This window comes from Phenylobacterium sp., from assembly GCF_037189685.1.
GTDB lineage: Bacteria > Pseudomonadota > Alphaproteobacteria > Caulobacterales > Caulobacteraceae > Phenylobacterium.
This window is the reverse complement of the sequence record NZ_JBBCIT010000001.1, coordinates 78,097-96,298: the sequence shown is the minus strand read 5'-3', so window position 1 is coordinate 96,298 and position 18,202 is coordinate 78,097. Positions and strand designations below refer to the sequence as shown.

At 70.8% G+C, this 18,202-nt stretch carries 19 protein-coding genes; 9 read left to right on the top strand and 10 right to left on the bottom strand.

Going from position 1 to position 18,202, the window contains the following annotated elements:
- Nucleotide 1 precedes the first annotated feature (1 nt).
- Entirely contained in the window at nt 2-1,345 is a 1,344-nt protein-coding gene (locus WG212_RS00475; protein ID WP_337185095.1) for an FAD-dependent oxidoreductase, read from the bottom strand.
- Nucleotides 1,346-1,481: 136 nt separating this feature from the next.
- On the opposite strand from WG212_RS00475, the gene WG212_RS00470 reads away from it, so the two are divergent.
- From WG212_RS00470 to WG212_RS00460, 3 genes are read left to right on the top strand one after another with little or no spacing between them, the layout of a single operon-like run.
- Nucleotides 1,482-2,276, top strand: a complete 795-nt coding sequence (locus tag WG212_RS00470) for a DUF1295 domain-containing protein (RefSeq protein ID WP_337185094.1) — start codon at nt 1,482-1,484, stop codon at nt 2,274-2,276.
- A gap of 7 nt (nt 2,277-2,283) precedes the next feature.
- Nucleotides 2,284-3,309, top strand: a complete 1,026-nt coding sequence (locus WG212_RS00465; protein ID WP_337185093.1) for a cyclopropane-fatty-acyl-phospholipid synthase family protein — start codon at nt 2,284-2,286, stop codon at nt 3,307-3,309.
- 19 nt (nt 3,310-3,328) lie between these two features.
- A complete protein-coding gene (locus WG212_RS00460; RefSeq protein WP_337185092.1) occupies nt 3,329-3,736 on the top strand; it encodes a DUF2177 family protein in 408 nt (135 codons plus the stop codon).
- 22 nt (nt 3,737-3,758) lie between these two features.
- On the opposite strand, the gene WG212_RS00455 is transcribed toward WG212_RS00460, so the two are convergent.
- Entirely contained in the window at nt 3,759-6,737 is a 2,979-nt protein-coding gene (locus WG212_RS00455; protein WP_337185091.1) for an autotransporter domain-containing protein, read from the bottom strand.
- 134 nt (nt 6,738-6,871) lie between these two features.
- On the opposite strand from WG212_RS00455, the gene WG212_RS00450 reads away from it, so the two are divergent.
- Both WG212_RS00450 and WG212_RS00445 read left to right on the top strand, forming a co-directional pair.
- Complete coding sequence (locus WG212_RS00450) at nt 6,872-7,240, top strand: helix-turn-helix transcriptional regulator (RefSeq protein ID WP_337185090.1); 369 nt, start codon at nt 6,872-6,874, stop codon at nt 7,238-7,240.
- A 25-nt stretch (nt 7,241-7,265) separates the two neighbouring features.
- Nucleotides 7,266-8,594, top strand: a complete 1,329-nt coding sequence (locus tag WG212_RS00445; RefSeq protein ID WP_337185089.1) for a hypothetical protein — start codon at nt 7,266-7,268, stop codon at nt 8,592-8,594.
- Between the two features lie 30 nt (nt 8,595-8,624).
- Here the strand turns inward: WG212_RS00445 and WG212_RS00440 are convergent, their stop codons facing one another.
- The 7 genes from WG212_RS00440 to WG212_RS00410 form a co-directional block, all read right to left on the bottom strand.
- The gene (locus WG212_RS00440) at nt 8,625-10,037 is read right to left on the bottom strand and encodes an NAD(P)(+) transhydrogenase (Re/Si-specific) subunit beta (protein ID WP_337185088.1); all 1,413 of its coding nucleotides are present in this window, start codon (nt 10,035-10,037) and stop codon (nt 8,625-8,627) included.
- Nucleotides 10,034-10,237 carry a hypothetical protein gene (locus tag WG212_RS00435; protein ID WP_337185087.1) on the bottom strand — a complete coding sequence of 68 codons (204 nt, stop codon included), beginning with the start codon at nt 10,235-10,237 and terminating at the stop codon, nt 10,034-10,036. Before WG212_RS00435 ends, WG212_RS00440 begins: the two co-directional genes overlap by 4 nt.
- On the bottom strand, nt 10,234-10,557 hold the full coding sequence (locus WG212_RS00430; RefSeq protein ID WP_337185237.1) for a proton-translocating transhydrogenase family protein: 324 nt from the start codon (nt 10,555-10,557) through the stop codon (nt 10,234-10,236). Before WG212_RS00430 ends, WG212_RS00435 begins: the two co-directional genes overlap by 4 nt.
- Before the next feature lie 12 nt (nt 10,558-10,569).
- Nucleotides 10,570-11,703: a Re/Si-specific NAD(P)(+) transhydrogenase subunit alpha gene (locus WG212_RS00425; RefSeq protein WP_337185086.1), complete on the bottom strand. Its 1,134-nt coding sequence runs from the start codon at nt 11,701-11,703 to the stop codon at nt 10,570-10,572.
- Between the two features lie 185 nt (nt 11,704-11,888).
- Nucleotides 11,889-12,131, bottom strand: a complete 243-nt coding sequence (locus WG212_RS00420) for an aa3-type cytochrome c oxidase subunit IV (protein WP_337185085.1) — start codon at nt 12,129-12,131, stop codon at nt 11,889-11,891.
- A 78-nt stretch (nt 12,132-12,209) separates the two neighbouring features.
- On the bottom strand, nt 12,210-13,268 hold the full coding sequence (locus WG212_RS00415; protein ID WP_337185084.1) for an alpha/beta hydrolase: 1,059 nt from the start codon (nt 13,266-13,268) through the stop codon (nt 12,210-12,212).
- A gap of 90 nt (nt 13,269-13,358) precedes the next feature.
- Entirely contained in the window at nt 13,359-14,117 is a 759-nt protein-coding gene (locus WG212_RS00410; protein ID WP_337185083.1) for a HesA/MoeB/ThiF family protein, read from the bottom strand.
- 54 nt (nt 14,118-14,171) lie between these two features.
- Here WG212_RS00410 and hslV point away from each other — a divergent pair, with 54 nt between their 5' ends.
- From hslV to WG212_RS00395, 3 genes are read left to right on the top strand one after another with little or no spacing between them, the layout of a single operon-like run.
- A complete protein-coding gene (gene hslV / locus WG212_RS00405; RefSeq protein WP_337185082.1) occupies nt 14,172-14,723 on the top strand; it encodes an ATP-dependent protease subunit HslV in 552 nt (183 codons plus the stop codon).
- 41 nt (nt 14,724-14,764) lie between these two features.
- Nucleotides 14,765-16,069, top strand: coding sequence for an ATP-dependent protease ATPase subunit HslU (gene hslU, locus WG212_RS00400; RefSeq protein ID WP_337185081.1), 1,305 nt, complete (start codon nt 14,765-14,767; stop codon nt 16,067-16,069).
- Complete coding sequence (locus tag WG212_RS00395) at nt 16,069-16,833, top strand: M48 family metallopeptidase (protein ID WP_337185080.1); 765 nt, start codon at nt 16,069-16,071, stop codon at nt 16,831-16,833. The genes hslU and WG212_RS00395 overlap by 1 nt, the downstream gene beginning before the upstream one ends.
- A 20-nt stretch (nt 16,834-16,853) precedes the next feature.
- Here the strand turns inward: WG212_RS00395 and WG212_RS00390 are convergent, their stop codons facing one another.
- On the bottom strand, nt 16,854-17,333 hold the full coding sequence (locus WG212_RS00390) for a DUF2244 domain-containing protein (RefSeq protein ID WP_337185079.1): 480 nt from the start codon (nt 17,331-17,333) through the stop codon (nt 16,854-16,856).
- A gap of 29 nt (nt 17,334-17,362) precedes the next feature.
- Between WG212_RS00390 and WG212_RS00385 the strand changes: the two genes are divergently transcribed.
- A complete protein-coding gene (locus WG212_RS00385) occupies nt 17,363-18,196 on the top strand; it encodes an SDR family NAD(P)-dependent oxidoreductase (protein ID WP_337185078.1) in 834 nt (277 codons plus the stop codon).
- The last annotated feature ends 6 nt before the right edge of the window (nt 18,197-18,202 follow it).

The following is an 18,202-nucleotide window of genomic DNA, read 5'->3' as shown; positions in this document are numbered from 1 at the left end:
GTCAGGCGGCCTGATCGGCGAGCGCCGGCGTCCGCACATGGATGCGGCCGTTCTCGTCCGGCACGGCCCAGGGCCGGCGGACGCCGCCGAGCTGCTCGGCCACGGCCAGGCCCGACTGGAGCGAATCCTCGTGGAAGCCGTGGCCGAGGTACGAGCCGCAGAACCAGGTGCGGCGCACGCCCTGGATGTCCCAGAACCCGGTCTGGGCGGCGATGGCCTCGGCGTCGAACAGGGGGTGCTCGTACACCTCGGTGCGGATGAGACGGGCCGCGTCGATCTCCTTGCAGGGATTGAGCGTGACGAAGAGGTCCGGGGCGTCCTCCAGGCTCTGGAGCCGGTTCATCCAGTAGCTCACCGCGCCCTCGCCGGGAGCGTCGCGGCGACCGATGTGGTTCCAGCTCGACCAGGCGCGGCGGCGCCTGGGCATCAGCACCGGGTCGGTGTGCAGCGCCACCAGATTGCGGCTGTAGCGGAAGCAGGAGAGCAGGCGCGCCTCCTCGGGAGTCGGATCGTCGAGCAGGCCCAGCGCGGTGTCGCCGTGGGTGGCCAGGATCACATGGTCGAAGCGCTCTCGCGCGCCGCTGGCCAGCCGCACCTCGGCGCCGTTGGCGTCGCGGCGTACGCCCGCCACGCGCACGCCCTTGCGCACGGCGCCACGGAATTCCTGGCTCAGGCGCTCGACGTAGGCCCGGCTTCCGCCCTGGACCGTCCGCCACAGGCCGCGCCCGAAGACGCTCATCATCCCGTGGTTCAGGAAGAAGCGGATCAGCGAGGCCGCCGGATACTGGCCGATCTCCTTCAGCGGCGTCGACCAGATGGCCGCGGCCTGGGGCAGGAGGTGGTCGTCCCGGAACGCCTGGCAGTAGCCGTTCTCCTCGAGATAGGCCTCCAGCGAGGTGAGCGGCGTCTCCAGTTTGGCCAGGTCCTTCGGCGCGTGCCGGTAGAAGCGGGTGATGTCGCGCAGCATCGCCCAGAAGCGGGCCGAGAACAGGTTGCGCTTCTGGGCGAAGACGCCCAGCGCGCCATAGCTGGAATACTCGAACGCGCCGTCGTCCAGCGACACCGACAGGCTCATGTCGGCGTTCAGGCTGGGGACGCCCAGATGGGCCAGCAGGGCGGTGAAGTTGGGGTAGTTCGCCTCGTTGTAGACGATGAAGCCGGTGTCGACCGGGACAGGGCCGTTGTGGCCGGGCGCCTCCGCAGTGTTGGCGTGGCCGCCCAGGCGCGCATCGGCTTCGAACAGCGTGACGTCGTGCCGCCCGGAGAGCAGCCAGGCCGCCGCCAGACCTCCGACGCCGGCGCCCACCACGGCCACGCTCAGGCGCTCGCCATCACTCACGTCCACGGATCAACCCTTGTCTGCACGCCGCAGGCGACGCGCCGTCCCCACGCCGGCCTGCTTAGCAAACGCTACGGCGTCGTCACAGCGCCGGATGCGTCTCGCGTCCGATCGTGGTCGTATGGCGAGGGGAGTGCAACGCATGCTTTTCGAGATCGTCCTTGGGGCGCTGGGCGCCATGCTCGCGGTCATGCTCGCCGCCTGGGCGTTCGGACTCGCCGTCCGGAACGGCGGCTGGACCGACGTGTTCTGGAGCTTCGGGACCGGCGGAGTGCTGGCGGCGGCCGCGCTGTGGCCGCTCGACGGTCCGGGCGCGTTCGCCCGCCAGGCGCTGGTGGCGGCCTTCATGCTGGCCTGGGGCCTGCGGCTGGGCGGCTACCTGACGCCGAGGGTGGCCGGTCATCCCGAGGATCCGCGCTACGCCGCGTTCCGTGCGGGCGACCCGGCGACGTATCCGCTGCGGATGCTCTGGGTCAGCCTGCCCCAGGCGCCAGCCTCGGCGCTGCTGGCCCTGTCGGTGGTGGTCGCCGCGCGCCGACCGGAGGCGGCGCTGGATCTCCGGGACGCGCTCGCGGCCGGGCTGTTCCTGACCGCGCTGGCCGGTGAGACCCTGGCCGACGCCCAGATGAAGCGGTTCCGCGCCGACCCGGCCTGCAAGGGGCGGGTGATCGAGACCGGCCTCTGGGCCTGGTCGCGGCATCCCAACTACTTCTTCCAGTGGCTGGGCTGGTGCGCGTATCCCGTCATGGCGCTCGATCCCGCCCGTCCGGTCACGTTCCTGTCCCTCGTCGCGCCGGCGGTCATGTACGGGCTGCTTCGCCATGTCTCGGGCGTCCCGCCGCTGGAGGACGCCATGTTGAGGTCGCGTGGCGAGGCCTTCCGGGATTATCAGCGGCGCGTCTCCGTCTTCTTTCCTCTTCCGCCCAAGAAAGCCTGAGTTCCGCATGAGCCTCACCGCCGCCGTCATCGACACCTTCGAGGGCGCCCCCCTTCCCGACGTCGTCCGCCGCACGGCCATCGAGCTGCTGGTCGCGAACGCCCGTCGCCAGCTTTCCGCCGCCGGCCCGGACGCCGACGCCGTCTTCGCGCGCGAGATGGCCGAGCGCCGCATCGCCGAGCACACCGAGGCGGCCAACGCCCAGCACTACGAGGTGCCGGCGGACTTCTTCCTGAATTGCCTGGGGCCCCAGCTCAAATACTCCTCGGCCCTCTACCGGAACGCCGGCGACACCCTGGCTCAGGCCGAGGAGCACGGCCTGGCCGAGACGGCCGCCCATGCCGACCTGCGCGACGGCCAGCATATCCTGGAGCTGGGCTGCGGCTGGGGCTCGCTGAGCCTGTGGATGGCCAGGACCTACCCCGGCGCGCGGATCACCGCCGTCTCCAACTCGGCCAGCCAGAAGGCCTTCATCATGGACCGCGCCCGCGAGCGCGGACTTTCGAACCTCGAGGTCGTCACCTGCGACATGAACGACTTCGAGGCGCCCGGGGCCTTCGACCGCGTGGTCTCGGTGGAGATGTTCGAGCACATGGCCAACTGGCGCGCGCTTCTGTCCCGCGTGAAGACCTGGCTGAAGCCCGACGGGCGGCTGTTCATCCACGTGTTCACCCACCGGACCACGCCGTACCGTTTCGACGTGGACGACGAGGCGGACTGGATCGCCCGGCACTTCTTCTCGGGCGGGGTGATGCCCAGCCACGGCCTGATCGCGCAGTTCCCCGACCTGTTCGCCCTGGAGGACGACTGGCGCTGGAACGGGACCCACTACCAGAAGACCGCCCTGCACTGGCTGGAGAACTACGATCGCAACATCGCGGCGATCCGCCCTGTTCTGGCGCGGACGTATGGCGACGAGGCGACGTTGTGGCATCGGCGCTGGCGGCTGTTCTTCCTCGCCACGGCGGGGCTGTTCGGCCATCGTGGCGGACAGGAATGGGGCGTCAGCCACTACCGGCTGCGGCCGGCGTAGGGCGGTGAAGGGGGAACGGATGGTTCGGCTGATCGTCACCTATCTGGCCATGGGCGTGGCCTTCGCGGCGGTGGACTATGTCTGGCTCACCCAGTTCGGGCCCAAGGTGTATTTCCCGACCCTCGAGGCCGTGGTCCTGCCCAGCGCGCGGATCGGGCCGGCGGCGGTCTTCTACTTCGCCTACATCGCCGGCGTGATGGCGCTGGCCCTCTGGCCCAACCGCGACAAGCCGCTGATCAGGACGACGATCACGGGCGGCGTCCTGGGCGCGCTCTGCTACGCCACCTACGACCTCACCAACCAGGCCACGCTGAAGGTCTGGTCGACGCACATCACGGTGATCGACATCGCCTGGGGTACGCTCATCACCGCGTTCGGGGCCACCGTCGGCGGCTGGGTGTGGCGGCGTATGGGGCGGGCCGGCTAGGAGACAGCGGCCGGGCCTGGGCTCAGAATTGGAAGCGGACGGTCGCGCGGACGTCGTAGGCCGTGTAGTCGCTGTCCACGGTGGCGCCCCCGTTCACCGCGTAGGCGAAGCGCGAGCCGCCGCCCCGGAAGCCGGCCCGCGCCACCACACCTCCGTCGAACGCGTCCTCCGGCGTGAGGGTGAAGTCGGGTCCGCCCTCGAAGCGCGCCGTCGTCTTGCCTGGACCGCCTGCGAGACGGGCGGCGTAGCCCACCTTGAGTTCGGGGGCGAAATAGACCTCGTCGCCGAACCGCCAGCCCAGGGCCAGCAGCGCCTCGCCGGTCAGCATGTCGCTGGTCCGCTTGTCGACGGAAAGATCGAAGCCCGTGCCGCCGCCGGTTTCGGCATAGCCGTCCTCGGCCAGCCGCATGTAGCTGAGCGAGAGCTCAGGCCGGACGTAGAAGGCCCCCAGCCCGACCTCGTAGGAGACGGCCGCATAGGCTTCGGCCATCCAGGCGTTCCAGTCGGCCTTCGTCCGCAGCTCGACATCCGGCGCCACCAGGCGGCGGTCGCCGTCGAGGAAGACGTAGCCCAGTCCGCCCCGCACCGCGGCTTGAAGCGGGCCGCCGTCCAGGCGCCAGTAGAGGCCGGCGCCCAGCACGCTCATGGTGATCTCCTCGCCGGCCGCCGCGCCGCGGTCCCTCACGTCGGCGCTGACGAAGCTGACGTTCGCGCCCACGGCGCCTGAACCGGTGTCGACATCGGCGCCGGCGGCGAATCCGAAGCCCTGGCTCTTGAAGCCGGCCGCGTCCCGGGCGTCGCGGCGGATATGGAACAGAACTTCCTGAGCCCAGAGCCCCGTGCCGCTCGTGTCCGAGCCGCCGGCCTGGGCCACGGCCGACGAGACCGCCGAAGAGACCTGGGCGGCCGACATCATCACACCGCCGGAATGGTCCGGCAGCATCTGTTCGTAGAGCGCGTCGAAGCCCGCCTGGCTGGCCGCGCCCAGAAACGCGGTCTCGAGAGCGTTGTTGCGGTCCAGGGCGTCGAAGACGGCGCCGTACGCCTGGGCGCCGGACCTGTTGAGCCCCAGTTCGGCCGCCGTCTTCGGCCGCAGGTCGACGAAAAGCGCGCCAGCGGACGCATCGGCCCGCAGGTTGGCCTGATAGAGCCAGGGCGCGCCGGCCAATGAGAGCCCGCTTCCGTCGACCGCGAGGCTCCCGGCCTGGACCAGCTGGTACGACCGCTCGCCGCGGGACAGCCCCGTCAGGGTGACGTCCACCTGGGCGCCCGTCGCGAGGCTGGCGGCGCCGGTCACGTTGAACCGCGTCGCCGCGTTGTCCGGGTCGAGCGTGACCGCAAGCACCGCCTTCTCGCCCAGGGTCAGCGACGTAAGGGTCAGGGTGTCGGTGTTGGCCACCGCCAGGCGGCCTTCGCGGACGTCCACGGCCAGTCGCCCGTCGGCGTCCACGATGCGGCCCGTCGCGGTCGCGCCGCCGTCGATGACCAGCGTGTCGGCTCCCGCGCCGAAGTTCATCTCGCCCCTCAGGGTCCCGCCCAGGAGTTCCAACCGGTCGTCGCCCGCGCCGAACAGCACCTCGCCCACGATCGCCGGGGCGTCGGTGGTGTTGACCTTCTGCTGGCGCAACGTGATCCCGGTGGTGTTGGCCGTGAGGTCCGCCGCGATCGCGCGGCCCGTCTGGGTCACGCCGCTCGCCGGCGTCACCACGGCGCTGAGCGTCCCGGAGGTCTCGATGAGACGCAGCGAGCCGGAGAGGTCGACGAGGGCCCTTGCGTCGTGCAGGCCGCCGGACTGGGCCGCCGTGATGGAGCCGCCGTTGCGCAGCGTCGCGACGTCGGCGTCCTGCGTGATCAGCACGGTGGTCGCCTGGGCCGAATAGGCCTGCGAGGACATGGTGGCGCCGGTGACGTTGTGGAGGCCGCCCTGGACCGTCACGCCCGGACCGATCCGCAGGGCCGTGGCGCTGACGCCGTCGTTGACCCCGGCGCCCGCGACGGCGCCCCGGTTCACGAAGCCGTAGGCCAGGTCGCCGGTTCCGACGGCGCCCAGGGTGATCGGGGCCGGGCCGCCGATGTCGATGGCCGGAGCCGTCCCGAACGACACCACCGACGCCGTGCCTTCGGCCGCGTCGGCCACGCCGTCATTGTCCTCGTCGGCGTTGTCGGCGTCGGTGTCGGCCGGCGGCCGGTCCAGGAGGACGCCGCGGCCGACACTGCCGGTGATGCGCAGGGCCGAGCCCCCCTGCTTCAGGTCGTCGGCGTCCAGCTTGGCGCGCACGGCTTCCGTCGCCCGTTCGGTGCTGCGATAGCCGGTGGCGATCAGGGTGTTCTGGATGACCAGGCCGCCGTCCACCGCGCCGGTCCGCACGCCGACGCTGCCTTCGCCCTGGACGGAGATGGCCCCGGTGACCGTCACGTCGCCCGAGACCGAGTCCGCCCGGATACCCACGCCGCGGTCACCGACGACCGTGATCGCGCCCGAACTGGTCAGGTTGCCGATCAGCCGCATCTCCACCGAGATGGCTCCGGAGTCGACGCCTTCGATCGAGATGGCGCCGTTGTTGATGATGTCGCCGATGACGGAGTCGCCGCCGGTCGCACGGATGCCGAAGCGGCCGCTGCCCTGGGCGAACGGCCCGTCCAGGTCGCCGTCGCCGTCGGCGTCGGTGGCGGTGTAATCTTCCAGGAGGCTGATCGTGCCGGCGTTGACGACCGCCATCGCCACGCCGGGCGTGATCAGGATGCCGGTGGCGTCGCTGACGTCGTCGAACTTGATCGCGCCGGCGTTGGTCACGGCGTTGGAGCTGTCGACCGTGACCGCCGCGCCCGATGCCGTCGGTGCGATCGACCCCGCCGCCTCGATCGTGATGTGGTCGGGTTGGCCGTCCGCGATGGTGGCGGTCCGGACCGGGTTGGTCGTCGCCGTCGAGATCTTGGTCTCGGCATGGGCCGCGGCCTGGAGAAGCGGCAGGACGGCCGCGGAGACGAGAAGGCGCTTCATTGCTTTCCTGGAACCAGGCGGCGTGGTAGTCCGTGACGAGCGGCTACACGTCGCGTATAAAGTTGTTGCGTAATTACTGTATTATCGGGCCGAGCGTTGTCGCGCAAGCGCGACGCGACGCCCCGGAGCGCCTGATGCCGAGACCCGCCGCCGATCCCGCCAAGGCCGCCCATACCAAGGCCCTGCGCCAGCAGGCCGGCCGTTGGCTGAAGACGGCCCGCGAGGCCGCCGGCCTTACCCAGGCGGAACTGGCCGAGCGGGTCGGCCTGCGGTATTATACCTTCGTCTCGCAGGTCGAGAGCGGGCTGGGCCGGCTTCCGATCGAGACCCAGGGCGCCTGGGCCGAGGCGCTGGGCCTGGAGCCCGGCGATTTCGCCAAGACCCTGCTTCGCTATTACGAGCCCGAGCTGTACCGGCTGCTCTTCGGCGCCGAAGCTGCGGGCCAGTCCGTGACGAGCCCGTCCCCGGCGCTGCGGGTTCAGCCGGGCCGGGCCGCGGGCTAGCCGTCTGGAGAGGCTTTCTCAGTCGATGGGTCAGGTCGTTCCCTTCATCGTCCGCATGCGCGACAGCGGCGACTGGTCCGCGGCGGAACGCGCGCGCCTGGAGGCCCTCGCTGATCAGCTGGCGGCCGCGGGCGTTCACGTCGAGGTGGTCTTCGGGGCCACCGACGACGGAGACCCCTGGTGCGTGGTGACCGATGAGTCCGGGGATGTGCTGATCCACGTGGCCCGCATCGGCGGCCGGTTCGTGGTGCATTCCGCCGTCGACGACACCGTGGGCGAGAGCGCCGACCTGCACACCGCCCTGCGCGACCGCCTGCTGGCCACCGAAGACGCTGTGTCGCCGCAGTCGGCCACCATCCTTCCGTTCGGCCTCACGGCCCGCCAGGGTCAGACCTTCCTGGCGCTGCTGGCGGCGACGGCGTTCTTCTACGAGACGGCCGGCATCGGCGACACCGCCCAGGCGGCGCCGGCCACCGACCTTGCGCCCCCGGCGGACACGCCGCCGCCCGTCGAGGACGACGCTGTCGTCCACAGCCGCGAAGCCGCCGCCCAGGCCGCCGCGCCGCAACCGGCGCCCGAGCGGGCGACGACGCTGATCGCCTCAGCGCAGACGGCGCCCGAACCTGCGGCCGCGCTGGCGTCCGACACGTCGGGCGAGGCGCCGGTCACGCCGCAGGTGGAGATCGCTCCGGCGGCGGCGCCCGAGCCTGACATCGCGCTTTCGCCCACGCCCGATACGGGCGAGGTCGTCACCCTCCGCGGCGGAGACGGCGACGACAGCATCCAGGGCACGGCGGCGAACGAACACATCCTGGGGGGCGCCGGCAACGACACCCTGAGCGGCGGCGGGGGTCAGGATACGCTGGACGGCGGCGCCGGCGACGACCGTCTGGAACTGGATGGCGGTACGGTGGCGATCGGCGGCGCGGGAGCGGACACGTTCGTGATCAAGGCTCCGGTGGCGATGGGACGCGCCGATCTTTTGCTGGGGACCATCGCCGACTTTTCGGCCGACGAGGGCGACCGGATCTTCTCGTTTAGCGGCCACGCCATCAAGCCGCCGCCCTACGATCCTGCGGGGAAGCCGCTGCGTCCCACGCCGGACGGCGGCCAGGACGGCTCGACGGGCCTGACCGGCCAGATGAACCCGCCGTTCGATGGGCTGACGCCGCCGGGCGGGGACTACGGCGTCACCGTCGCGCCCGCGGACTGGACGCGGATGGAGGTGGACCTGGACGGCGACGGCGCGTCGGACGGCTACATCCTGATCCACGTTCGCGGCCCGGCGCCCGGCGTCGAGGCGCCGATCGGCGTGGTCGGCCAGGGCCTCACCCCGCCCGACCCGTTCGCCTGAGGCCGGCGGAGGGCGCCCCCGCCCTCCGGGTCAGAGGCCCTTGACGATGCCTTCGACCATCTTCTTGGCGTCGGCGAACAGCATCATGGTGTTGTCGCGGAAGAAGAGCTCGTTCTCGACGCCTGCGTAGCCCGCCGCCATGCCGCGCTTCACGAACAGCACGGTGCGCGCGTTCTCCACGTCCAGGATCGGCATGCCGTAGATCGCCGACTTGGGGTCGGTCTTGGCGGCCGGGTTGGTCACGTCGTTGGCGCCGATGACGAAGGCCACGTCGGCGGTGGCGAACTCGGAGTTGATGTCCTCCAGCTCGAACACCTCGTCGTAGGGGACGTTGGCCTCGGCCAGCAGGACGTTCATGTGCCCGGGCATCCGGCCGGCGACGGGGTGGATGGCGTACTTCACCTCCACGCCCTCCTCCTTCAGCTTGTCGGCCATCTCGCGCAGCGCGTGCTGGGCCTGGGCCACGGCCATGCCGTAGCCGGGGACGATGATGACCTTCGACGCGTTCTTCATGATGAAGGCCGCGTCGTCGGCCGAACCCTGCTTCACGGGGCGCGTCTCGATCCGGCCGCCCTCGGCCGCCGCCCCGTCCTCGGCGCCGAAGCCGCCCAGGATCACCGAGATGAAGCTGCGGTTCATCCCCTTGCACATGATGTAGCTGAGGATCGCGCCCGAGCTGCCCACCAGGGCGCCGGTGATGATCAGGGTCACGTTCTCCAGCGTGAAGCCCAGGGCCGCGGCCGCCCAGCCGGAGTAGCTGTTCAGCATCGAGACGACGACCGGCATGTCGGCGCCGCCGATGGGGATGATCAGGGTCACGCCGATCAGCAGCGCCAGGGCGAAGATGGCCCAGAACGCCCAGAGCGCCTGGCCGCCGCTCATCACCAGCACCACCACCAGGGCCACGATCGCCAGTCCGATGGCGATGTTCAGCAGGTGGCGGGCGGGCAGCAGGATGGGCGCGCCGCTCATGTTGCCGTTCAGCTTGGCGAAGGCGATCACCGAGCCCGAGAAGGTGATGGCGCCGATGGCCAGGCCCAGGCTCAACTCGACCAGGGAAATCAGGTGGACGCGGCCGTCGTCGCCCAGGATCCCGTAGGCGTCGGGCGTGTAGATGGCGGCGACCGCCACGAGGCACGCGGCCATGCCGACGAGCGAGTGGAAGGCGGCCACGAGTTGCGGCATCGAGGTCATGGCCACGCGCCGGGCGATCACCGCGCCGATCCCGCCGCCGACCACCACGCCGCCCAGGATCAGGCCGACCGTCAGGGCGTCCAGTCTGGGTCCCAGCAGCCACAGCGTGGTGCCGACGGCGATCGCCATGCCGATCATGCCGTTGCGGTTGCCCGCCTGGCTGGTGGTGGGCGAACTCAGGCCACGCAGGGCCAGGATGAAGAGCACCCCGGAGACGAGGTAGAGGATCGCCGCGATGTTGGCGTTCATTGGTCGGCGCCCCCCGAGCGCTTGAGGAAGGTCCGGACGACGAGCGCCAGGCCTACGGCCACGCCCAGTCCGCCCAGGACGGCGAGCACCGTGCCGGCGGGCGTGCCGGGCATCTGTTGATTCAATCCGATCAGGCCGGCGCCGGCGGCGGCCAGGATGACGGCGCGGGACAGTTCGGCGTTACGAGCGTAGCCGCTCACTTGCCCTTGTCCTTCTTCTTGTACATCGCCAGCATCCGCTGGGTGACGAGGAAGCCGCCGAAGATGTTGACCGCCGCCAGGGCCGCGGCGACCGCGCCGGCGCCCTTGGAGACCAGGACGTTCTGGGTCAGTTCACCGCCCGAGCCGCTGGCCGCGGCGGCCAGCAGGGCGCCCACGATGATCACCGACGAGATCGCGTTGGTGACGGCCATCAGTGGCGTATGCAGCGCCGGCGTCACGCTCCACACCACATAATAGCCCACGAAGATCGCCAGCACGAAGATCGCCAGGCGGAAGACGGTCGGATCGACGTCCATGATTGTGTCTCCGGACTAGGCCTTGAGCGAGGGATGGACCACGGCGCCGCCGTGGGTGACGAGGCTGGCCTTCAGGATCTCGTCCTCGAGATCGGGGGCGAAGGCGCCTTCCTTGGTCTTGAACAGGTCGGCGAAGGCCACGAGGTTGCGGGCGTAGAGCGCCGAGGAGTCGGCGGCGATCCGGCCCGGCAGGTTGGCGTGGCCCATGATCTTCGCCCCGTTCGCGGTGACGACGGTTTCGCCCAGCCTGGCGCCTTCGACGTTGCCGCCCTGCTCGACGGCCAGGTCCACCAGAACCGAGCCCGGCTTCATCGAGGCCACCTGGGCGGCGGTCACCAGCCGCGGCGCCGGCCGGCCGGGGATCAGGGCGGTGGTGATGACCACGTCCTGCTTGGCGATGTGGCCGGTGATCAGTTCGGCCTGCTTGGCCTGGTACCCGGCGCTCATCTCCTTGGCGTAGCCGCCGGCCGTCTGGGCGTTCTGGAACTCTTCGTCCTCGACGGCGATGAACTTGGCGCCCAGGCTCTCCACCTGTTCCTTGGTCGCGGGGCGCACGTCGGTGGCGGTCACCACGGCGCCCAGGCGGCGCGCGGTGGCGATGGCCTGTAGGCCCGCCACGCCCACGCCCATGATGAAGACCTTGGCCGGCGCGATGGTGCCGGCGGGCGTCATCATCATGGGCAGCGCCCGGCCATAGGCCTCGGCCGCCTCGATCACCGCGCGGTAGCCGGCGAGGTTGGCCTGGGACGACAGGGCGTCCATCACCTGGGCGCGCGTGATCCGCGGCACGAACTCCATCGCGAAGGCGCTCGCGCCCTGCTGGGCCAGCGCTTCGAGCGTCGCCTTGTCGTTGTGGGGGTTCAGGAGCGCCACGACATAGGCGCCGGCCTTCAGCGCCTTGATTTCGTCGGCCTCGGGCCCGCGCACCTTGAACAGCACGTCGGCCTGGCCGGCGGCGTCCCCGGCCGTCTTGGCGAGTGCGGCGCCGGCGGCCTCATAGTCCGCATCGGGGATCGAGGCGCCGGCTCCGGCGCCGGCCTCGACCACCACCGAGAACCCTGCGCCGATGAGCTTCTTCACCGTTTCGGGTGTGACGGCCACCCGCGTCTCGCCGGCCTTGCGCTCCTTGGTGACGGCGATGACGGCCATGTGCGCAAGTTCCCCCTCGCAAGCGCGCCCTCGGCGCGGCAGCGGCGGACCATAGGGGGCGTTGTCGCGGCTTGTCCAGCCGCCGCACCGCAGATTTCAAACGATCGTTTGAAGGCTTTCTGGCGCCCGCACACGACAAGGCCTCCGCTTTCGCGGAGGCCGGTCGGGATCGGGTCTCCTGCGCGTCAGTGCGCGGCGGCGTCCGGCTTGCTGCGAAGGAGGAACGTCCCGGCCGCGATCAGCACGAGCGCCGAGGCCAGCGAGCCGAGGAAGCCCGTATGGGTGCAGAACAGCAGCGTGAAGAAGAAGACGCCGGCGGCGGTGTAGAGCGACCCCCACTTCGTCAGGGCCATCACCAGGTTGTAGGTGGCGGTCTGCTCGGCGATGTCCATCGCGCCGCGGTGGTAGTCGGAACCGTCTCCGGCCATCGGGATGTCGCCCTCGAAGCTGCTTGGTTTGGAGGGGCGATACACGAACCGCCCTGCGGGTTCAATGCGGCGAAGCGTTCAATGCGGCCAGGTCGCCAGCAGCGTCCGGAGCGCGGCCACCAGGGCCAGAGGCTGGTCGATCATGACGTGATGGTGTGAATCCGGGATCTCGATCTCCGGGACGAGCTGGGACAGGAAGCCAGGCTCGCCGGAACCCCGCCGTTCGATGATCAGGCTCTTATCGCCGTACAGGTGGATCATAGGGACCTTGAGGTCCGGCGCCGGGCCGCCTTGCATCAGGCCGTCCGAACGATCCAGCTTCTCCCACATGTTGGGGTCGAACTTCCAGCACCACCCTTCGCCGCCTTCCGGCAAGGGCGCGCGCTTCAGCGAGCGGCGGGCGATGAAATCCAGCACATAGTAGTTCTCGGCCGGCTGCGGCGGCATCAGCCGGAAGCGCGCGAGGGCGGCGGCCAACGTCGGATAGACCCGGCTGGGACGGTCGGGGCTGGGGTTGTTGGCCAGCAGCTCGGCGCGCTTCTTCCGCTCTTCGAGCACCTCGGGCGGGGGGCCGCCGAAGCCGGTGTCCACCAGGATGGCGGCGTGCATGTGCTCGGGATGGCGCGCGGCGGCGTAGAAGACCTGTCCGCCGCCGAAGGAGTGGCCGATATAGATGGGCTTGCGCCCCCCGTCATAGAGGCCCGTCGCCCGGCTGACCGCCTCGGCGTCTGCGGCGAAGTCCTGGAAGCGGTACGACTCGCGCCAGTCCGAATTGCCCATGCCGGCCAGCGACATGGACGTGACCCGGTACGACTTGGCCAGGTACGGCGCCAGCGGGCTCCACCATTCGGCGTGGGCGCTGTTGCCGTGGACGAGCAGGAGGCCCGGCCGTCCCCGCTCGCCCCAGGACAGCGCCTCCAGCTTCGTCCCCAGGGATTCCACGAACGTACGCTCGGGCTCCTGGGCGACGGCCCACCGGAACCAGGCGGGCGACGGCGGCTCTTCGCCGTTGAACGGCGCCAGCGGCGCGCGGACCTCGGGCGGCAGGCCGTCCGAGTGGAACGGCCGGTCGTCATAGGTTTCCCCCGGACTGGCCGTGGCCGCCGACGGGGTTGTGCGCGCGGGAGTCTTCGTCACGTCGTCTGCCATCGCCCAGCGGTCTAACGGCCGTTCGGGAAATGGCAAGCCGTACCTCTTCTTCGGCGAAAACGCCGCGCCTTCCGGCCCCTATTCCACGGAGGTGAGTCCGTCCCCGCCGCACACCGTGCACTCCGGGTCGGCTGCGATGCGCACGGTCCGGGTCTCTCCCGCCAGGGCGTCGTAGACGAGGAGCCGGCCCGCCAGCGGCTCGCCCGCGCCCGTCAGGACCTTGATGGCTTCCAGCGCCATCATCGAGCCGATCACGCCGGCCAGGGCGCCGACGACGCCCACGGCCACGCACGTCTCGGCGTCGGGCGGGATCTCGGGCACCAGGCAGCGGTAGCAGGGCCGGGCGCCGAACACGCCCACCTGCCCGGTCCAGCGGCCGATGGCGCCCGAGACCAGCGGCTTGCCGTGGCGCACGCAGGCGGCGTTGACGGCGAAGCGGACCTCGAAGTTGTCGGTCCCGTCCAGCACGACGTCGACCCCGGCGATCAGGTCGTCGGCGTTGGCGGCGTCCAGCGCCTGGACCCGGCCCTCGGCGCGGACGTTGGGGTTCATGGCCGTCAGCCGCGCCGCCGAGGCGGTCGCCTTGCGCCGGCCCAGATCGTCCTCGGCGTAGATCACCTGGCGCTGGAGGTTCGAGCGGTCCACCACGTCGGGGTCCACGATGGTGATCCGACCCACCCCGGCCGCCGCCAGATAGAGCGACGCGGGCGCGCCCAGGCCGCCCGCGCCCACCACCAGCACATGCGCCGCCTTCAGCCGCTGCTGGCCCGGCCCGCCCACCTCGCGCAACACCAGATGACGGGCGTAGCGCTCGATCTCTTCGTCGGTGAACGACATGGTTTCGCCCCGGGGCGGCTTGACCGGCGCGGTCCGGCTGCTCACATCGCGCCGATGTCGAATACCTCAACCTTCCCCGATTGGCACGGCACCACCATCCTGGCCGTGCGCAAGGACGGCCGCACCGTCGTGGCCGGCGATGGCCAGGTCAGCATGGGCCAGACGGTCGTCAAGGGCACGGCGAAGAAGGTCCGCAAGCTGGCGGGCGGCCGCGTGATCGCCGGCTTCGCCGGGTCCACCGCGGACGCCTTCACGCTGATCGAACGGCTGGAAGCCAAGCTGGAGCAGTACCCCGACCAACTCGCCCGCGCCTGCGTCGACCTGGCCAAGGACTGGCGGACGGACCGGTACCTGCGCCGGTTGGAGGCCATGCTGATCGTCGCCGACAAGGACCAGATCCTCACCGTCACCGGAGTCGGCGACGTCCTGGAGCCCGAGCACGGCGTGGCCGCCATCGGCTCGGGCGGCAACTACGCGCTCGCCGCCGCGCGGGCGCTGGCAGACGTGGATGGCCTCGACGCCGAAACCGTCGCCCGCAAGGCCATGGGCATCGCCGCCGACATCTGCGTCTACACGAACGGAAGCCTCACGGTGGAAGTGCTGTAGGCGCCTTGCCGCGCTCGATTCGTGACTATCTGAGACCCGACATGACCGAATTCTCTCCCCGCGAGATCGTCTCCGAGCTCGACCGCTTCATCGTCGGCCACAACGAGGCCAAGAAGGCCGTGGCCGTGGCGCTGCGCAACCGCTGGCGCCGCCGCCGCGTGCCCGACGACCTGCGCGACGAGGTGACGCCCAAGAACATCCTGATGATCGGCCCGACCGGCGTCGGGAAGACCGAGATCGCCCGCCGCCTCGCCAGGCTGGCCCAGGCCCCGTTCCTGAAGGTGGAGGCCACCAAGTTCACCGAGGTGGGCTATGTGGGCCGCGACGTGGACCAGATCGTCCGCGACCTGGTCGAGAGCGCCATCGCCATGGTGCGCGAAAAGCGCCGGGCCGGCGTGCGCGCCCGCGCCGAAGCCGCCGCCGAGGAGCGGATCCTGGACGCTCTGACCGGCCCCGGATCCACGGCCGCCCGCGAGAGTTTCCGCCGCAAGCTGCGCGCCGGGGAGCTGAACGACAAGGAGGTGGAGCTCCAGCTCGCCGACACCTCGTCGCCGCTGGGGATGATGGACATTCCCGGCCAGCCGGGCGCGTCGATGGGCATGCTCAATCTGGGCGACATGTTCGGCAAGGCCTTCGGCGGCCGGACCAAGACGCACAAGACCACGGTCGCGGGCGCCTACGCCCCGCTGCTCGCCGAGGAGAGCGACAAGCTCCTCGACCAGGACGCCCTCACCGCCGAGGCGCTCGAACTGGCCGCGAGCCAGGGGATCGTCTTCCTGGACGAGATCGACAAGGTGGCCAGCCGCCAGGACCGCGCCGGCGCCGACGTCAGCCGCGAGGGAGTCCAGCGCGACCTCCTGCCCCTGATCGAGGGAACCACCGTCTCGACCAAGTACGGACCGGTGAAGACCGACCACATCCTGTTCATCGCCTCGGGCGCCTTCCATGTGGCCAAGCCCTCGGACCTGCTGCCCGAGCTTCAGGGCCGCCTCCCGATCCGCGTCGAGCTGAAGGCGCTGACCCGCGAGGACATGCGTCGCATCCTGAGCGAGCCCGAGGGCAATCTGATCCGCCAGCACCAGGCCCTGCTCGCAACCGAGGGGGTGACGCTGACGTTCACCGAAGACGCCGTGGACGCCCTGGCCGACGCCGCCGTGGCGGTGAACGGCTCGGTCGAGAACATCGGCGCGCGACGGCTGCAGACGGTGCTGGAGAAGGTCATGGAAGAGATCAGCTTCACGGCCGCCGACCGGAGCGGCGAGACCATCGCCATCGATGCGGCCTACGTCCAGGACCGCATCGGCGGCCTGGCGCAGGACGCGGACCTCTCGAAGTTCATCCTCTGATGTGCGGCCGCTGCGGGTCGCGGCGGGGCTTCCTGGCCGGCCTCTCGGCCTGGGGTGTGGCGGCCTGCACCGAGAACGCCACGACCGGCCGCAGCCAGCTCGTGCTGGTCGACGACGGCCAGCTCGCGACGATGGCGGACCAGGCCTGGGCCGAGGTGGCTGGCAAGCACCCGCCGGTGGCCGACCCCGCCGTCCAGGCGCGCCTGGCCCGCATCGCGCGCCCGCTGGTGGACGCGTCCGGCCGCTCCGACCTCGACTGGCGCTTCACCGTACTGGACAGCCCCGAGTTGAACGCGTTCGTCCTGCCGAACGGCTGGGTGGGGTTCTTCCGGGGCCTGCTGGACCTGGCCGGCGACGACGAGGAGGTGGGCTCGGTCGTGGGCCACGAGATCGGCCACATCGTCGCCCGCCATCCGGCCGAACGCGTGAGCCAGGAGCTGGCGGTCAACGCCGGCGTCACCCTGGCCCAGGTGCTGATGTCGCGCGAGGGCGGAGAATGGGCCGACGAGATCGGGGCGGCGCTGGGCATGGGCGCCGTGTTCGGCGTCATCCTGCCCTATTCTCGACGGCATGAGCTGGAGGCCGACGCGGTCGGCGTGGGGTTGATGCGCAGGGCCGGGCTGGATCCGGCCGCCGCCGTCCGCTTCTGGGAACGCATGGCGGCCCGCAACGATGGCGGCACGCGCCCGCCCGAGGTGATCTCGACCCACCCCGCCGACGACCGCCGCCTGGAGGCGCTCAAGGCGGTGGTGGCCGAGGGCTGAGGCTCCCCGCCCGACTCTGCTCAGCCCCTGTGCCGCCGGGCCTGCCAGATGGCCTGTTCCAGGGCCTTGGCGAACTCGCCCCGCTCGCCGGGACTCAGCGCTGCGGCCACCGGCGTCTCGCGGCCCGAGAGCGCGAGGCGCAGGCCCATGACCCGGTCCTCCTCGTCCCGTTCGAGGGTGATCCGCGTGAAGGCGGTCGGGCTCTCCCAGACCAGCCGCTGCGCGCGCGGCGATTCCCAGGTCACGCGGATCGCCGATGGGCTCACCTGGACCCGCTCCACGATCTGGCCGCTGCGATAGCTGACGATGAAGGCGACCACCACGGCCAGGACGTCCAGGCCGAGGAAGGGGACCACCCAGGCGGCGCCCTGGCTCACGAAGATCATCGCCGAGGCGACGTTCACCAGGGTGATGAACGCGATCAGGATCACGAAGCCCCGCTCGGACAGCGAACGGTTCGGCTTGATCTCGGCGTCCATGTAGAGCTGGGCCCACGACATGGCGGGCGACGATACGCCGGCCCGGGCCGATGTCCACCGCCTGTGCGACGGTGCTTGATGGCGTCGGCCGCGACGCCTATCGGGACGGCATGAGCGATCCTTCCTGGGCCCAAGGCCGCATCGCCCTGGTGACGGGCGCAACCTCCGGGTTCGGCGAGGCGATGGCCCGGCGGCTGATCGCCGGCGGCGCCCGCGTGATCGCCACCGGCCGGCGACAGGCCCGCCTCGATACGCTCGCCGCCGACCTCGGGACCGACCGGCTGCTGCCGCGGGTGCTGGACGTGACCGACGCGGGTCAGGTCGCGGGGTTCGTCGAGGCCCTGCCCGCCGATTTCGCGGACATCGACATCCTCTACAACAACGCCGGCCTGGCGCTCGGCCTCGGCAAGGCGCACGAGGCCGACCTCGCCGACTGGGAGACGATGATCGCCACCAACGTCGCCGGCCTGGCGCGGGTGACGCGCGCCGTGCTGCCCGGCATGGTGGCCCGCAATCGCGGCGACGTGCTCAACCTGTCGTCCGTGGCGGCGAGCTACCCCTATCCGGGCGGCAACGTGTACGGCGCCACCAAGGCCTTCGTGCGCCAGTTCTCGCTGAACCTGCGCGCCGACCTCCTGGGAACGAAGGTGCGGGTCACCTCGATCGAGCCGGGCATGGCCGAGACCGAATTCTCGGTGGTGCGCTTCAAGGGCGACGAGGGGGCCGCCGGCAAGGTCTACGCCGGTGTCCACGCCATGAGCGCCGACGACGTGGCCCTGGTGTGCGAGAGCGTGCTGCGCCTGCCTGCCCACATCAATGTGAACACGCTGGAGCTGATGCCGGTCCAGCAGGCCTTCTCACCGTTCGCCGTGGACCGGGGGTAACGGCGT

What these genes read in the sequence shown, in the direction of transcription:
- WG212_RS00470 (WP_337185094.1), top strand. Translation starts at nt 1,482, where the DNA reads ATGCTTTTCGAGATCGTCCTTGGGGCGCTGGGCGCCATGCTCGCGGTC.
- WG212_RS00465 (WP_337185093.1), top strand. Translation starts at nt 2,284, where the DNA reads ATGAGCCTCACCGCCGCCGTCATCGACACCTTCGAGGGCGCCCCCCTT.
- WG212_RS00460 (WP_337185092.1), top strand. Translation starts at nt 3,329, where the DNA reads ATGGTTCGGCTGATCGTCACCTATCTGGCCATGGGCGTGGCCTTCGCG.
- WG212_RS00455 (WP_337185091.1), bottom strand. Translation starts at nt 6,737, where the DNA reads ATGAAGCGCCTTCTCGTCTCCGCGGCCGTCCTGCCGCTTCTCCAGGCC.
- WG212_RS00450 (WP_337185090.1), top strand. Translation starts at nt 6,872, where the DNA reads ATGCCGAGACCCGCCGCCGATCCCGCCAAGGCCGCCCATACCAAGGCC.
- WG212_RS00445 (WP_337185089.1), top strand. Translation starts at nt 7,266, where the DNA reads ATGGGTCAGGTCGTTCCCTTCATCGTCCGCATGCGCGACAGCGGCGAC.
- WG212_RS00440 (WP_337185088.1), bottom strand. Translation starts at nt 10,037, where the DNA reads ATGAACGCCAACATCGCGGCGATCCTCTACCTCGTCTCCGGGGTGCTC.
- WG212_RS00425 (WP_337185086.1), bottom strand. Translation starts at nt 11,703, where the DNA reads ATGGCCGTCATCGCCGTCACCAAGGAGCGCAAGGCCGGCGAGACGCGG.
- WG212_RS00420 (WP_337185085.1), bottom strand. Translation starts at nt 12,131, where the DNA reads ATGGCCGGAGACGGTTCCGACTACCACCGCGGCGCGATGGACATCGCC.
- WG212_RS00410 (WP_337185083.1), bottom strand. Translation starts at nt 14,117, where the DNA reads ATGTCGTTCACCGACGAAGAGATCGAGCGCTACGCCCGTCATCTGGTG.
- hslV (WP_337185082.1), top strand. Translation starts at nt 14,172, where the DNA reads ATGTCGAATACCTCAACCTTCCCCGATTGGCACGGCACCACCATCCTG.
- hslU (WP_337185081.1), top strand. Translation starts at nt 14,765, where the DNA reads ATGACCGAATTCTCTCCCCGCGAGATCGTCTCCGAGCTCGACCGCTTC.
- WG212_RS00395 (WP_337185080.1), top strand. Translation starts at nt 16,069, where the DNA reads ATGTGCGGCCGCTGCGGGTCGCGGCGGGGCTTCCTGGCCGGCCTCTCG.
- WG212_RS00390 (WP_337185079.1), bottom strand. Translation starts at nt 17,333, where the DNA reads ATGTCGTGGGCCCAGCTCTACATGGACGCCGAGATCAAGCCGAACCGT.
- WG212_RS00385 (WP_337185078.1), top strand. Translation starts at nt 17,363, where the DNA reads ATGTCCACCGCCTGTGCGACGGTGCTTGATGGCGTCGGCCGCGACGCC.